The organism is Kordiimonas aestuarii (assembly GCF_025574465.1).
Lineage (GTDB): Bacteria > Pseudomonadota > Alphaproteobacteria > Sphingomonadales > Kordiimonadaceae > Kordiimonas > Kordiimonas aestuarii.
This window is the reverse complement of sequence record NZ_JAOBPP010000021.1, coordinates 423,101-437,549: the sequence shown is the minus strand read 5'-3', so window position 1 is coordinate 437,549 and position 14,449 is coordinate 423,101. Positions and strand designations below refer to the sequence as shown.

Below are 14,449 nucleotides of genomic sequence, written 5' to 3'. Positions count from 1 at the left end.
GGGCGGCCCACGAGCCGCCCCTGATCATATATTATTTAAGGCCTGTCTAAGGGCCTTTTTCAGGGCCAGTATTCGGCTTGCCTTACTGACCGGCGCGCTGTTCGTCACGCAGTGCCTTGAACTCGCTGCCTTCGCTCCAATTCGGCCATACCTCACTGTCGATCAGCAGACGACCAGTGTTGTAATAAAGCTCGAGATCCTCAACCGCGCCTGAAAGCTCCCAACTGGCGTCATATTCATCCGCTGGCTGGTGGTAGCGCTTTTCAAGGTAATCCGCGACAAGGGCGTCGACATATGCGCGACCTTTTTCGCGGTGATCATAGCCTGAGTTCGGGTAGAGCATCGGCACGCCGCGTTTTGACAGCTCAAAGTGGTCAGAGCGGTAGAAGTACCCTTTTTCCGGCTCCTGATCGGCAACCAGAATGCGGTCCTGCATTTTTGCCGCCTGGTCCAGATAGCTGTCCAGCTCGGAATTGCCGAGGCCGATTACAGTCACATCCTTGGTGGGGCCATAATAGTTAAGGCCATCCATATTGATGCCGCCGATGGTTTTTTCCAGTGGAAACAGTGGATTGGCCGCATAATATGCCGAACCCAGCAGGCCTTGCTCTTCTGCGGTGACAGCAAGGAACAGCACGGACCGTTTTGGTGGTTTTCCAGCGCCGGCGTAAGCACGGGCCAGTTCGATCAGGCCGCCGGTACCGCTGGCGTTATCCAGCGCGCCGTTGTAGATGCCGTCACCTTCCGCGTTGGGGTCTGTGCCGATATGGTCCCAGTGCGCCATATAGATGAAAACCTCATCCGGATGCTCACTGCCCTTGATATAGCCCGCCACATTGCGGGAGTTGATGTGGTTTACCTCAGACGTGAAGTCCGCCGCGAATGTCACCTCCATTGGCACAGCCTTGAAGCCCGGCTTGGCCGCGGCTTCCTGCAGGTCCGCGCGGTTGAGGCCGGCCATGGTAAAGAGCTTGTCGGCGGCCTCGGTGGTGATCCAGCCTTCGGCGTCGGCGAGCGACGCGCCCTTGTCATCGCGAACCATGTCGAACTGTGGGCCGGTCCAACTGCTGTCCACCGTGGCCCAGCCGTAGGCGGCGGGTTTGGTTTCGTGGATGATGACAGCGGCGGCGGCACCCTGTCTGGCAGCCTCGGCGAACTTATAATCCCAGCGGCCATAGTAGGTCATGGTGTTGCCTTCAAAAAGGTCGGTATTCTGGGTCGCAAAGCCGGGATCATTGACCATGATGACAACGGTTTTACCTGTTACATCAATACCTTCATAGTCGTTCCACCCACGCTCGGGCGCGTTGATGCCGTAGCCGACAAAAACCATGTCGCTGTCTGCTACCCTGGTGGCTGTTTGTTCATGCCGGGTCCAGATCACCTGATCGCCGCGGTAGGCAAGCTCAAGGTTTTCGCCGTCTTTCGAGAGGGTCATGGCAGGGGCATCCCTGGTCTCGACAGAGACAAGCGGCACGTCCTGGATGAAGCTGCCGCCATTGGCGCCCTTCAGGCCTGCGTCCTTGAACTGCTTCTCGATATAGCGCACGGTCAACTCTTCACCCGGCGAGGCGGGCGCCCGGCCGCCATATTCGTCTGACGCCAGCTCCCTGATATGCTCGCCAAGGGCTTCCGCGCTCATCTCATAAGGCGCAGTGTTTTGTTTTTTCTCATCTTTTTGCGTGTTGCCGCAGGCTGCCAGCGCAAGCGCCACAGCCGAGATGGTGAGTATGTTTTTCATCTTGTCCCTACCCTGATGGTTTGATTCGGCGCGAGAGTGACGGAAAGCCTGGGGGCTGTCAACGCGCGCATCCGCCGCATGCTGTCGGTTGTGCGCCCGCTGCGACGAGCCGCCAACACCGCACAAAGCTGCGCTGGAGTTGGGTCAAAAATGTGGAGATTTGTGCGAAAACTGTGCGGGTTCTATGCGGAATGTGTGCGGCCCGGCGAGGCGGGTCCGGCGGGCTAGCTGAGGAAGGTATTCCTGAGCCCGTCCAGAACATATTGTGCGGCAAGGGCGGCAAGGATGACGCCGAGAAGTCGCGTCAGCACGGCGTTAACCGTGGGCCCCAGAAGGTCCATCACCTTGCCGGCGGTGAAGAAGATGACAAGCGTGATGATCATCACCAGTGCGAGCGCCGCCAGCACGGCGCCCTGGGCCATCAGGTCATGCTCGTAGGATGACATGGTCAGCATGATGGTGGCGATGGCGCCGGGGCCGGCCAGTAGCGGTAGGCCGATAGGGAAGACGGAGATGTCCTCGAAATAGTCGTCCATTTTCTCAGCCGACTCTTGCTTGCGTTCGGTGCGTTTTTCGAAAACCATTTCAAGCGCGATGATGAACAGCATAATGCCGCCCGCGACCCGGAGGCCGTCCATCGAAATACCCAGCGCACCGAGGAAGGGTTTGCCGACAAGGGCGAAGAAAATAAGGATCAGCGTGCCGATCACCGTGCCCTTGATCGCCATCTTGTGCTGAACGGCCTTGGGCATGTTTTGGGTCAGGCCCGCAAAAACGGGCGCGATGCCGATGGGATCGACAATCACAAACAGGCCGATGAAGGCGGCGATGAAAGCTTCATACATAAGCGCTGGTTCCCCTTTGGGGAGCGGCTGTCCGCCCCTTTACCCCTGTGTTTCCGTTATGCCCTAAACACTGTCCGGGTCGATATTGTTCTGTCGGCACGCGGCTGTCACGGTATTTTTCAAGAGGCAGGCGATGGTCATGGGCCCAACCCCGCCCGGCACCGGGGTGATGGCAGCGGCGTGTTTGGCCGCTGTCTCGAATTCCACATCGCCGACAAGACGGGTTTTACCCTCGCCGCGTTCGGGGGCGTCAATGCGGTTGATGCCCACGTCGATCACGGCGGCACCGTTCTTGATCCAGTCGCCTTTGACCATCTCGGGCCGTCCGACGGCGGCGACGACGATATCGGCGGCGCGCACTTCACCGGCGAGATCACGCGTACGGCTGTGGGCAATGGTGACGGTACAGTTGGCATCCAGCAGCAGCTGCGCCATCGGCTTGCCGACAATGTTGGAACGACCAACCACAATGGCTTTTTTTCCCGAAAGGTCACCCAGGCAGTCCTTCAACATCATGATGCAGCCAAGTGGCGTGCAGGGCACCATACCGCGCCCGCCGGTGGCGAGAAGGCCGGTATTGACCACATGGAAACCGTCGACGTCTTTCTCTGGCGCGATGGTCTCAATCACAGCGGCTTCATCGATATGCGCAGGCAAGGGCAGCTGCACAAGAATGCCGTGGATAGCCGGGTCTGCGTTCAGCTCGCGCACTTTGGTAACCAGAGCCTCTTGCGCGGTTTCGGCGGGCAGCTCGTGGTGGATGCTGTGCATGCCCACCTCTGCGGTTTGTTTGACCTTGTTGCGCACATAAACCTGGCTGGCCGGGTCTTCGCCTACGACCACAACGGCCAGGCCGGGCGTGACGCCGTGGTCGGCCTTGAGAGTGACAACGCTTTTGGCAACATCTGCGCGCACGCGCGCGGCGAAGGCCTTGCCATCAATAATATTACTGGGGGTATCCATGGATGGGCGTCTCCTTGGGTGCGCCCGGCGGCCCATCGCGGTGGCGGCTAACCCAAAAGCCCAAGGTCGCGAAATTTGGCATCGAGCACAGATAACAGTTCGTCCGGCACGCCCTCAATGAGAACCGTCTTATTCCGGGATTGCTCCCCCGCTATAAGGCGTATGGAAGTCTTGGGCAACCTGAGTTTTTTGGCGAGCAGCTTTGCAATTGCCGCATTGGCTTTGCCCTTTTCGGGCACGGCGGTGACGCCGGCCTTCAGGCGCAGGCCGTCCGCGGTTTCCATGAAGCCGTCGAGGCTGTCTTTGCTCGCGCCCGGTGTCAGGCGGATTGGCAGGCGCACGCCATCTACGGCCAAGGTTAGAATGTCAGCCAGCCTAACCTCCGGGCTGTCAGTAGACATGCACACCAAAAAGCGGCGCAATGTCATGCTTGAGCAGGATCCTGAGCGCGTAGATCACGAACCACAGGATGATCGGGGACAGGTCAACTCCGCCCATATTGGGCAGGAAGCGCCGGATGGGCCTCAGCGCTGGCTCCGTCACCGCATAAAGAAACTGCATCACCGAGCGGACAAATTGCTGGTGGGTATTGATGACACCAAAGGCGACAAGCCAGCTCATGACCACGGTGATGATGAGGAGGAGGGCATAAAAGCCAAGCAAGCTGTCGAGTAGAGTAAAAAGCGCATTCATTGTCGCGTTCCTTGTCCTACCTGTCTTGGTCTCATCCTTGGTCTTACCGACCTCGGCCGAGCACTGCAGGCTATTTGTCACGTTCCTTGCAAGAGATGTAAGGAGAATTGCGGTAAAAAGCAATTGAAGGGCAAAAAATTCCCCCGGAGCCGAGTCGTTTATGGCGGCATGGCTGGATGTGGGGGAATATATTGCCTATGCGGCAGAATTTGCCGGGTTGCTGATGCCGTAAAACGGATGAAACCGATTGCTTAGCAAGAAGGCAGAATGCTGGTAGACTGAACAACATGGCATTTTTTGGCGTATCAAATTCAGGTGGACTATTTGGCCTTGGCGGCCAAAGCAGCTCGTTCCAGATCGTGGGCGTAGATACCTCCCTGATTTCTGCGTCCGCCAATGCCAAGATCGCCCAGCGTACGCTTGCATCTCTTTCCGCCGCTGACCGCGCCGCCTATAATTTTGGTGCTTCCGATGACGGTGTCACGCCGCCATGGCAGCTGGCCGAGGAAACCAAGACCCTCACCCAGCAAATCCGCGAAGTCCGCGACCTGACCAAGTTTATCGACCTCAAGGCCGATGACCTCAAGTCGGTGGCCGATAACGCCGACAAGCAGGCAACCTTCGCGCTTTTCAAGGCGCTGTCGAACCTGCGCATTCTGGCGGAATATGCCTCCGAGGATGCCACATCAAGCGCATCGCTGGCCCGCCTGAACGAGCAGTTCCAGTCGGGCCTCGCTGAAGTGCGCGACTATCTGTCGACCGCGGAGCTTGAGAAGCTTGAGCTGTTTCTTGGCGAAAAGCAGTACAAGACCGAAGCTTCCACCCGCCTTGGCAAAAACGAGACCGGGTTTAACGGCAGCCTCGTGACCGATGACCCCAACGCCGCCATCAGCGGGTTGACGGGCACGGAAGTCTTTACGGTCTCGATCACCAAGAGCGGCGAAACCGATGATATCACCATTGACCTGAGCGAACTGTCGGGCACGCTGTCCCTCAATAACATCAAGGATTTTGTCAACACCAAGATCGAGGCGCTGACGGCGACCGATGACGAGGGTGAAGACTATATCAAACACCAGACACGCTTTGACGTGCGCCGGGACGGCTCCAGTGGTCGTTACGCGTTGCAGATCGACAGTACCATCACGGAAGAGGTGAGCCTGTCGGCTGCGAGTTCCGCGCCAACCCTTTATGTCGCCAGCGCGGTCAGGCAACTGGATGACGACTATGCGGTCACCAGCCGTATCACCGAACTGAACAACCTTGATGGCACGATCACCATTGATGACACCACGTCGTTTGCCGCGGTTGACTATGCCGCAACGGAAGTGAAGGGCCTCGTCAAGGAAGAGGAAGAGGATGACGTCGATCCGAAGATCAAGGAGCTGCGGGATAAAATGCGCGCCGATGCCCTTGCCAAGGCGACCGAGGATGACGAAGAAACCGACGAGACCGAAGACGCCGATAACGCGTCCTCGCTGACCAATATCGACAGCGCCAACAAGGTCAATGCCGATACCGCAGCCAAGCGCGTGGCGGTTGACAGTGAAGGCGGCATCTATGTTGTGGGCACATCGTCAGGCAGTTTTGGCCACCAGTTGAACACCGCGTCGGATGAGGATGTGTTTCTGACCAAGTTCGACAGCGAAGGCAATGTGGTGTTTTCCCGCCTTCTGGGGGCGTCCGACAGCGCTAATGTGCAGGGCATCACGGTGGACGCGGACGATAATGTTATTCTCGTCGGCCAGACCGACAGCGCGCTCTCCAGCGGTGACGTGATCAGCAGCACCGACCTTTATGTGCAGAAGATCAGCAAGCGCGGTGACGAGGTTTTCCGCTACCAACTGGATACATACGGTGAGACAGGTGCCTCAAGCGTGGCGGTCAACGCGGCGGGAGAGATTTTTGTTGGCGGTTATACCAAGTCGGGTATCAGTGCGACCTCCGGCTTCTCGGGCGGGTCTGACGCCTTGCTGCTCAAGCTGTCCGCGACCGGTACGTTGCAGGATTCGAATGTGTTCGGCACCAGCGACAATGAAGCCATCAAGGGTATCGCGGTTGACAGCAATGGCAATCTTGTGGTGGCCAGCGAGGAAGACGGCAACGCGGTTGTGCGCCGCATTGACAGCAGCGACCTGACGAACCAGACATCAAGTGTTGATTTGGGCAGCCTGGGTGCCGGCGGTTCGGTGCAAGGTGTCACCATCGATAATGCCAATGGCAAGGTTTATATTGCCGGTGTGACCAAAAACGCCAGCCTTGATGCCGGTGGTGCCGCCACGGTAAACGGCACGGCGGAAGGCGGTTTTGAAGGTTTTGTCAGCGGTTTGACGCTGTCGGGCTCCACGGACCTCAGCGCCGACTTCACCAGCTACCTGTCGACGTCTTCCACCGACCGCATTGCGGATGTGACGGTGTCTGACGGTACCGTATATGTGGCAGGCTCAACGGGCGGTACGTTCGCAGGTGAAACCGGGCGCGGCTCCAGCGACGGCTTTGTGGCCCGCATCAATGGCACCAGTGGCGCCGTTGAAGACATTGAACAGTTTGGCGAAAGCCTTGCCAGTTCCACCGTCGGCGGTGTGGCCTTCACCAGCAAGGGCGATTCTGTCCTTGAGAAACTTGGCCTGCCGCAAGGCACTGTGCAGATTGACGAGACCCTGGATATCCAGACCCAAACCTCGGCCAAGGTCGATGACTATTTTTATATCTCTGTCGATGGTGGCACCAAAAAGCGTGTCGAACTTGACGAGGGTGACACCTTTGATGATTTGAAGCGGAAATTACGTATCGCTGGCTTTGGCAAGCTTGAGGTGGAAGTGTCCAATACCGATGAAGGCCAGAAAATTAAAATCAGCGCGCTTGATGATGGTGTGCCGATCGAGTTTTTCAAAGGCAAGGGTGGCCGTGATCTTCTGGAGCGCATCGGGCTTGAGCCAGGCCGTATTCTACCGAAAAACCAGGTGTTTGATATTTCAAGCGATGACGACGAAGACATCGCGCCGGAAGATGATGTTGGCGGTGTATTTGCGCTTGGCCTTGACGGGGCTATTCACCTTGGTGACAAGCAAACGGCGAAATATGTACTTGGCCTGCTGGACGGCGCGGTTTCCACCATCCAGCGCGCCTATCGCTCGCTGGACTATAATCCGCTTATCGAGCAGCTTAAAAACGGCGGGGCCAACAAGGGCACTGTGTCCCCCTATCAGCAGGCGCAACTGGCGAACCTGCAGACCGGGCTTGCGCGGCTGCAATCCGGTGCGTCGTCCTCCAGCGTCAGTTTGTTCGTCTGAGTTGTCGTCTCGTGAAATTCCCCTGAAGTTTCGCAACCCGGCGCGGCTTGTGTGCCGTGGTGGCGGATCAGGGGTTGGCCTGAAAAGGCCAGAAAATATCCTACAGAAAACATCCTGAGGAAAAGCCCCAAAAAAACGGCATAAAAAAACCGCGCTGTGTTGCGCGGTTTTTTGAATTCCTGGTGCTATAGGACCTCTCGGCGGGGTACGCGGGAACAGGTGCACGATTGGGGGTCGAGTAAATAAATTACCCATTCCCGCACCCCTGCTCGAGAGGTACTGAGATATATACAAAGCGCGTGCCAGAAATATAATTTTAATAAAACGCAATAATTTCAATGGTTTATGACGATATTTTTTTTAGAAAAGCGCGTTGTTTTAAAATTGTTGCATTAAAAGATAAAATATTATTGTTTTTTGCAACAATTTTTGCAAAAAGAGACATTTTATGCCGGAACCGATACCACCGGCCCACCATGGTGACTTTTGATTATGGGTATATAATGTTAAGTCATCATTCAGGCATGGTGCCTAAGATGGTTTGCTGCCATGAACGGAGTGGCGGTGCGTGCCACGTCAGGCTGCTGATAGGAAAAAAATTGAACATCTGTCTTAAACGTCTGCTGATCGTTGCCGCCATGGCCCTGCCTTTCGCGGCTGGCCCCGTCGCGGCCGAAGAGGAAGAGCCCGAGGTCGAAAAAATCCTTGGTAAGCCGAAGCTTGAAATGGCGCCGTTCAATTTTTCCGTCATCAAGCGAGGTGTGGTGGAAGGTCAGGCTTCGCTGCATTTTGTGCTGGTGATGGATAATACCACCGATTTTGAATTTGTGCGGTCGCGGCTACCGCAGCTACGCTCCGACTTCAATACCGCCCTGACGATACTCTCGCGCCAGCATTTTAACGTAAATCGGCCCATCGACCCCGACATGGTGAAGGCGTATCTGACCCCGTACCTCGATCATCGCCTTGGTCAGGGCAAGGCGCAGGTGTTTGTAAAACAGGCACTTATCCATCCGAATTGATCAGATTCGCCATAAAACTGTGGCGGTTTTGCCACACCTCAATCGCCCCGTTATAGAATCTACCCCCCCCGCTTGACGGCCCTTGCTTTTGACCTATCCAATTATAGTGGGAAGGAAAAGCATTCTTGCTTTTAACATAACGGAGGGGAAACATGCGCCAGAACCGCCTGTTTAATACAACCGCGCTTGCTGCCGGTTGTCTCAGTCTATTTGCAGCAAACTCAGCCTTTGCCCAGGACGAAGCCGATCCAATGATGGAGATCGAGGAAGTTGTGGTCACGGGTACCTATCTTAAAGGGAAGACCCAGTTTAACAGCCCATCACCCATCGCGGTGATTGGTTCAGAAAACCTGAACCAGATCGGCGCCAGCAACGTGGCAGACCTTGTCCAGACGCTTACCATCAACAATGGTGCGCAAAACAACCCGGATGCCTTCACCCAGAATGGCACGTCCGGTACATCCAACTTCAACCTGCGTGGTCTCGGTGTGGCCTCGACACTCGTGCTCCTGAATGGCCGCCGCCAGGTGGTTGCGGGCACAACGACAAACGATGGTATCGCGTTCGTTGATACATCGTCGCTCGTGCCGCAGATCGCCGTGCAGCGTATCGAGATTGTGAAAGACGGCGCCGCCGCTATTTACGGTACCGACGCCGTGGCTGGTGTGGTCAACTTTATCACCGACGACCAGTTCGAAGGCGTACAGGTCAGCGCCAAATATCAGATGGTGACCGACGAAGGCAGTCAGAACGACCAGCTCTATGAAGCCAAGTTCGGCTTCGGTGGTGAGAACACCCACTTCATGGGTGCCTTCAGCTATTATGACCGGTCGCCCCTGACAACGGCGGAACGCCGCTTCAGCACCGCAGCGAACGACAGTTCCGTGCTCGGGAACCCCGGCTCCTACTATGTGCCGACCCTGATTGGCCTTATCGGCCAGACCGTGCCGGTGATCGACCCTTACGGCTGTGAAGAATTTGGCGGTATCCGCGCGGGTTCCGGCATTGTGACACCGTTTGGCGAGGTAGGCACCTGTGGGTTCGACTTTGGTGATTACTATAGCCTCGTGCCCGAGGAAGAGCGTAAACAGGCTTATGCTGTTGTGACGCAGGACCTTGGTGACGGGCATCAGCTGCGCCTTGAGGGCGGCTGGGCCGACACCAGTGCCATCCGCGGCAACTCGCCAACATTCCCGTATCTGCAGATCGGGTCCGCGGGCGTGCCGGCTTACCACCCGGAAAACCCTTTTGGGGAAGGTGTGAGCTTCCTTGGCCGCGCCATCGGTAACGGCGGCGATGTGTCGAACAACATGTTCTCGTCTGAAACCTACCGCATCAATGTGGAACTGACAGGGAGCTTCAGTGATACCTGGAGCTATGATTTCGCCGTCACTCACGCGAAAAACAACTATCAGATCCGCACACGGGATGTGATCACCAATAACTTCCAGCTCGCGCTGGCCGGTTTTGGTGGTGATAACTGTCAGGCTGGTCTGGGTGTGCCGGGCGCAAATGGTTGTGAATTCTTCAACCCGTTTGCCACCAGCTACACCACAGCACCAAACAGCCAGAGCGTGCTTGACTTCGTGATTGGCGAACAGGTGATTGATGGTACGTCAAAAACAACCGTTTATGACGGCGTTGTTTCGGGTACGATCGGCTCGACAGGTGCCGGTGATATCGGCCTTGCCCTTGGTATCCAGATTCGGGACGAATACTGGGGCCGGGACTATGACGACATCTCCAACGCAGATGGTTTTGCCTTTGTGATCGGGAACTCGGATTTCGGTGAAGACCGTTCCGCCGTTGGTATCTTTGCGGAATCACTGATACCGATTACCGACCGTCTCGACCTTTCGCTGGCGCTGCGCCACGAAATGTATGGTGGTGATATTGGTTCGACAACCGACCCCAAAGTCTCGCTGCTGTTCCGTCCGAACGATACTTTGGCACTGCGTGGTAGCTACTCCACCAGCTTCCGGGCACCGTCGGTGCTGCAGATTGCTGGCGGCGGTACGTCGCTGAACCAGGTAACCGACCCGCTGGGAGGCACCGCTTTCGCGGCTGTTCGCTCGGTGGCGCCTGATGGCGGCCGTGACATCAAGCCGGAGCAGGGCAACGCCTGGAATTTTGGGGCGACCTGGTCGCCGGCGGGCACAGGCCTTGAGGTGGATTTCGACTACTGGAACTACAAGTTTACAGATGTGATCATCCAGGAAAACTACCAGGCTGTGGTCAATGCCAACCCAACCGATCCTGACCGCGTGATCCGCTCCGGTGGTACATCGGGCAGCATCATTATGGTGATTGTGGACTTCCTCAATGCTTCCAGCGTGGAAACGCAGGGCTTTGATGCATCGGTGAAATACAACATCGACACCGATATGGGCACTTTCATGCCGTTCGTGGAAGCCACACACGTGCTGAAGTACGACCTTGAAGACCCACAGGCTGGCAACGTTGACGGCGCCGGTAACCGGAACTTCGCAAACTTCGGCAGCCCGACGCCAAAATGGCGGGTCAATACCGGTGTTGCATGGGGTAACGAAAACCATGATGCCCGGTTCTATGTCCGTCATATCAGCGGTATGACCGATGACCAGAACCCAGGTAGCAACGTTGGTTCCATGACCACAGTTGACGCACAATACACGCTGCAACTCAGCGCCTTCAGCGATGGCATGGAAGGCTCGAGCCTGCAGTTCGGTGTGATCAACGCGTTTGACAAGGAACCACCTTATGTTTCGACAAACGGTGGTTACGAAAGCCGCACCCACGACCCACGCGGTCGTATGGTCTATGCGAAGCTGGTTGCTACATTCTAACAGCCAGTAAGCACTCAACAAATCCGAAAGGGGCAGCTTTGCTGCCCCTTTTTCTTTTGGAATCATATGGTTGGCTCATCGCTGCCTTCGTGCCGCCCCGCAAGGTTTTATTGCTCTTTAAACCATTCTTTTCCTTGACCTTTGCCAAATTGAGGTAAATCATTTTAATGAACTGCCTTAAATTGGAGGTATTTTTCACCGGAACCATGTTTGCCAGAGCATGCGGTGATCAGTGCCGGGGAAGCCGGTTAGGGCGGTTCATGGGGAAAACGGGGAGAAAACCATGAACACGGAAGTGAAGCACGCTCTGCGTGCGCGTCTATTGCATTCGGCTGCGGCTGGTGCGGTTACAATTGGCCTGTCCATGACAGGCGCCCAGCATGCCCTTGCGCAGGATACCGCCCGGGAAAGTGACGACGGATTTACGCTGGAGGAAATTCTTGTCACCGCGCAGAAGCGGGCCAAAACCTTGCAAGACGTGCCCATTGCCGTCAGCGCTTACACGGGTGAAACACTGGAGAAATCCAGTGTGCGGGACGTGCGAGACCTGATGATGATGGTGCCTGCGCTTAACACCACGCAGGCCGCCGCGTCATTCCAGACAGTTGTAAATATCCGCGGTATCGGCACATCCGGCTTCAACCCGGGGCTTGAGCCATCGGTGGGCATTTATGTGGACGGTATCTACCGTTCCCGCACCGGGGCCGCCATCGGCGATTTCCTTTCGGTGGAGCGGGTCGAGGTGCTGCGTGGACCGCAGTCCACCCTCTTTGGCAAAAACACGTCCGCAGGCGTAATTTCCTTTGTGACCAAGGCACCGGAATATGAGTTCGGCGGCAAGGGCGAGGTCACGTACGGCAACTATGATCAGATTATTCTCAAGGGCACAGTCACTGGCCCGATCGCGGAAGACAAAGCGGCTTTCCGTCTGTCTGCCAACGTCAACAAACGGGATGGCTTTATCGAGAATGTCTATGACGGACGCGACGTAAATGACCGCGACCGTTGGGCGGTACGCGGGCAATTACTGCTTGAACCGTCGGACGCTATTTCCTTCCGGCTGATCGGAGATTATTCCGAGATCAACGAAGCCTGTTGTGCAGCACCTTTCATTGAATATGGTCCGACGGCTGCTGCGGTGGCTGCGCTGGGGTTCCCGTTGGTGGAGGCCAATGCCTATAACCGCGAAACCGCCTTCAATGGCGAAATGCTGAACGCGATGAAGGATTTTGGCATCTCCGGCGAGTTGAACTGGGACCTTGGCGGTGCCGAGTTGACATCCATCACCGCGTACCGCGATTTCAAGTCGGACGCTAATTTCGACGCGGACTTTACGGCTGCCGACCTGATAAAACGGAACGGCGAGCTGACCAAGGTGGACATCTTCACGCAGGAAGTCCGCCTTGCCTCGACGGGCGACAATGTTGTCGACTGGTTGTTTGGCGGTTTTTATTCACACCAGACATTGGATGCGACGGACAAGGTGCCCTACGGCGCCGATAACCGCAGTTTCTTTGAAATACTGGCAGGCTCGGATGCGCTGGTGCCCGGGTTCAACAATATCACCGGGATCGAACTGACCCTTTCCAACCTTTATGCAAACGGCTTCTGGCCGGAGCCGGTGCCGGTTGGCACTTATTTCGCCGAAGAAAGCGGTATGGTGCAGGAGAAGTTCGACACCTCCGCGAAAAGCTGGGCCGTCTTCGGTCAGGCAGACTGGCATGTCACAGACCAACTGACCCTGACGGCAGGCCTCAGGTATACCAGGGAGAAGAAACACGCCACCGGTGTGTTCAATATCGACGATCCGTTTGCTGCCCTTAGCTTTGAGGACATGTTTGTTGCCATCGCGGTGGCGCAGGCAGCGGGGCAGGCAGCCGCACAGGGTGTGCCGCCTGAGATAATCGCCAGTGTGGTTATCCCACAGGCCACGGCAGGGGCCAGCGCGGTGGCGGATAACCCGGCGGTAAACCCGCTGCTGGGTTTCAGCGCACTGCAATTTTTCCCTCCACGCAATGACTTTGACCGTCGGCGCAGCGAAGACAAGCTGACGGGCAATGTCATTCTTGCCTATGACTGGAATGACGACCTCAACACCTATGCAAGTTTCTCGCGTGGCTACAAAGCTGGCGGGTTTGATACGTCCCGAGCGGCGGCCACCAATAATGCCGGTGATACCAATACCTACGAATTTGAGCCGGAGACCGTGGATGCCTGGGAGATTGGTGCCAAAATCCGCTTTTGGGACCGGCGGGCACAGGTCAATCTTGCGGCCTATACCCAGAAGGTGGACGACTTCCAGTCCAACATCTTCACCGGTCTTGGTTTTGAACTCAGGAACGCGGGGTCGATCCGCATCAAGGGCATTGAGGTCGACAGCCAGTTCGCCCTCAGTGAAAACCTGACCTGGACTTTTGCCGCCGCCTATAGCGATGCCGAGTACACATCCTATGAAAGCGGTCCGTGCCGGATCACCAACCCACAGCCGTCTTGTGATCCGACCAATGCCGCCTATACCGGCGTAGCTAACCTTACGGGCACACGACTGGCGGACGCGCCCAAATTCACCTTCACCTCGACCGCAAATTATATCCAGCCGATCAATGATAATATGAACGGTTTCATCCAGGGTGAGGTCTATTACCGTAGTTCCCGGAACGTAGCCGGTGACCTTGATCCGCATGGTGATATGGGGGACACGCTGATCCTGAACGCCAGTCTGGGTATCGAGGGCGGCGAGGACAATCGCTGGCGTATCACAGGCTGGGTGAAAAACCTGACCAATGAGGACTATCTGCAACTTATCTTCGATTCCGTGGCGCAGTCGGGCAGCTTTAACGCATATCCCAACGACCCGCGGACATATGGCATCACGCTGAGCCTCGATTTCTGATTGAACGCCAGGATGACAAAGTTTTTTTGGAGGCGGCTTCGGCTGCCTCCTTTTCTGTCTGTTTGTCCGTGTAAATAATGTGACGTTACGGAATCCTGACCTTGGCGGCAGTTTTCAGAAAAGTGACATAAAACCTAGTGTGTTGCTGTGGTGACACCGGGTGTTCAAATCTTG

The 14,449-nt window shown here is 56.4% G+C and carries 9 protein-coding genes; 4 read left to right on the top strand and 5 right to left on the bottom strand.

Annotation, left to right across the window (positions count from 1 at the left end):
- Positions 1-82: 82 nt before the first annotated feature.
- The 5 genes from OEU85_RS14665 to OEU85_RS14645 all read right to left on the bottom strand — a co-directional run bounded on the left by OEU85_RS14665 (position 83) and on the right by OEU85_RS14645 (position 4,242).
- Complete coding sequence (locus tag OEU85_RS14665) at positions 83-1,741, bottom strand: M28 family metallopeptidase (protein WP_262692259.1); 1,659 nt, start codon at positions 1,739-1,741, stop codon at positions 83-85.
- Between the two features lie 224 nt (positions 1,742-1,965).
- Positions 1,966-2,586 (bottom strand): MarC family protein, encoded by a 621-nt coding sequence (locus OEU85_RS14660; RefSeq protein ID WP_262692258.1) that lies wholly within the window; start codon positions 2,584-2,586, stop codon positions 1,966-1,968.
- 63 nt (positions 2,587-2,649) lie between these two features.
- Entirely contained in the window at positions 2,650-3,549 is a 900-nt protein-coding gene (folD, locus tag OEU85_RS14655; RefSeq protein ID WP_262692257.1) for a bifunctional methylenetetrahydrofolate dehydrogenase/methenyltetrahydrofolate cyclohydrolase FolD, read from the bottom strand.
- A 47-nt stretch (positions 3,550-3,596) separates the two neighbouring features.
- The gene (locus tag OEU85_RS14650; protein WP_262692256.1) at positions 3,597-3,950 is read right to left on the bottom strand and encodes a DUF167 domain-containing protein; all 354 of its coding nucleotides are present in this window, start codon (positions 3,948-3,950) and stop codon (positions 3,597-3,599) included.
- On the bottom strand, positions 3,940-4,242 hold the full coding sequence (locus OEU85_RS14645; RefSeq protein WP_262692255.1) for a YggT family protein: 303 nt from the start codon (positions 4,240-4,242) through the stop codon (positions 3,940-3,942). The genes OEU85_RS14650 and OEU85_RS14645 overlap by 11 nt, the downstream gene beginning before the upstream one ends.
- 287 nt (positions 4,243-4,529) lie before the next feature.
- Here OEU85_RS14645 and OEU85_RS14640 point away from each other — a divergent pair, with 287 nt between their 5' ends.
- From OEU85_RS14640 to OEU85_RS14625, 4 genes are all read left to right on the top strand, one after another.
- Entirely contained in the window at positions 4,530-7,535 is a 3,006-nt protein-coding gene (locus OEU85_RS14640; protein ID WP_262692254.1) for an SBBP repeat-containing protein, read from the top strand.
- 599 nt (positions 7,536-8,134) lie between these two features.
- On the top strand, positions 8,135-8,557 hold the full coding sequence (locus OEU85_RS14635; protein ID WP_262692253.1) for a hypothetical protein: 423 nt from the start codon (positions 8,135-8,137) through the stop codon (positions 8,555-8,557).
- 152 nt (positions 8,558-8,709) lie between these two features.
- Entirely contained in the window at positions 8,710-11,382 is a 2,673-nt protein-coding gene (locus OEU85_RS14630; protein WP_262692252.1) for a TonB-dependent receptor plug domain-containing protein, read from the top strand.
- 283 nt (positions 11,383-11,665) lie between these two features.
- Positions 11,666-14,275: a TonB-dependent receptor gene (locus OEU85_RS14625; protein ID WP_262692251.1), complete on the top strand. Its 2,610-nt coding sequence runs from the start codon at positions 11,666-11,668 to the stop codon at positions 14,273-14,275.
- Positions 14,276-14,449: the final 174 nt, after the last annotated feature.

What these genes read in the sequence shown, in the direction of transcription:
- OEU85_RS14660 (WP_262692258.1), bottom strand. Translation starts at nt 2,586, where the DNA reads ATGTATGAAGCTTTCATCGCCGCCTTCATCGGCCTGTTTGTGATTGTC.
- OEU85_RS14630 (WP_262692252.1), top strand. Translation starts at nt 8,710, where the DNA reads ATGCGCCAGAACCGCCTGTTTAATACAACCGCGCTTGCTGCCGGTTGT.
- OEU85_RS14665 (WP_262692259.1), bottom strand. Translation starts at nt 1,741, where the DNA reads ATGAAAAACATACTCACCATCTCGGCTGTGGCGCTTGCGCTGGCAGCC.
- OEU85_RS14625 (WP_262692251.1), top strand. Translation starts at nt 11,666, where the DNA reads ATGAACACGGAAGTGAAGCACGCTCTGCGTGCGCGTCTATTGCATTCG.
- folD (WP_262692257.1), bottom strand. Translation starts at nt 3,549, where the DNA reads ATGGATACCCCCAGTAATATTATTGATGGCAAGGCCTTCGCCGCGCGC.
- OEU85_RS14645 (WP_262692255.1), bottom strand. Translation starts at nt 4,242, where the DNA reads ATGAATGCGCTTTTTACTCTACTCGACAGCTTGCTTGGCTTTTATGCC.
- OEU85_RS14640 (WP_262692254.1), top strand. Translation starts at nt 4,530, where the DNA reads ATGGCATTTTTTGGCGTATCAAATTCAGGTGGACTATTTGGCCTTGGC.
- OEU85_RS14650 (WP_262692256.1), bottom strand. Translation starts at nt 3,950, where the DNA reads ATGTCTACTGACAGCCCGGAGGTTAGGCTGGCTGACATTCTAACCTTG.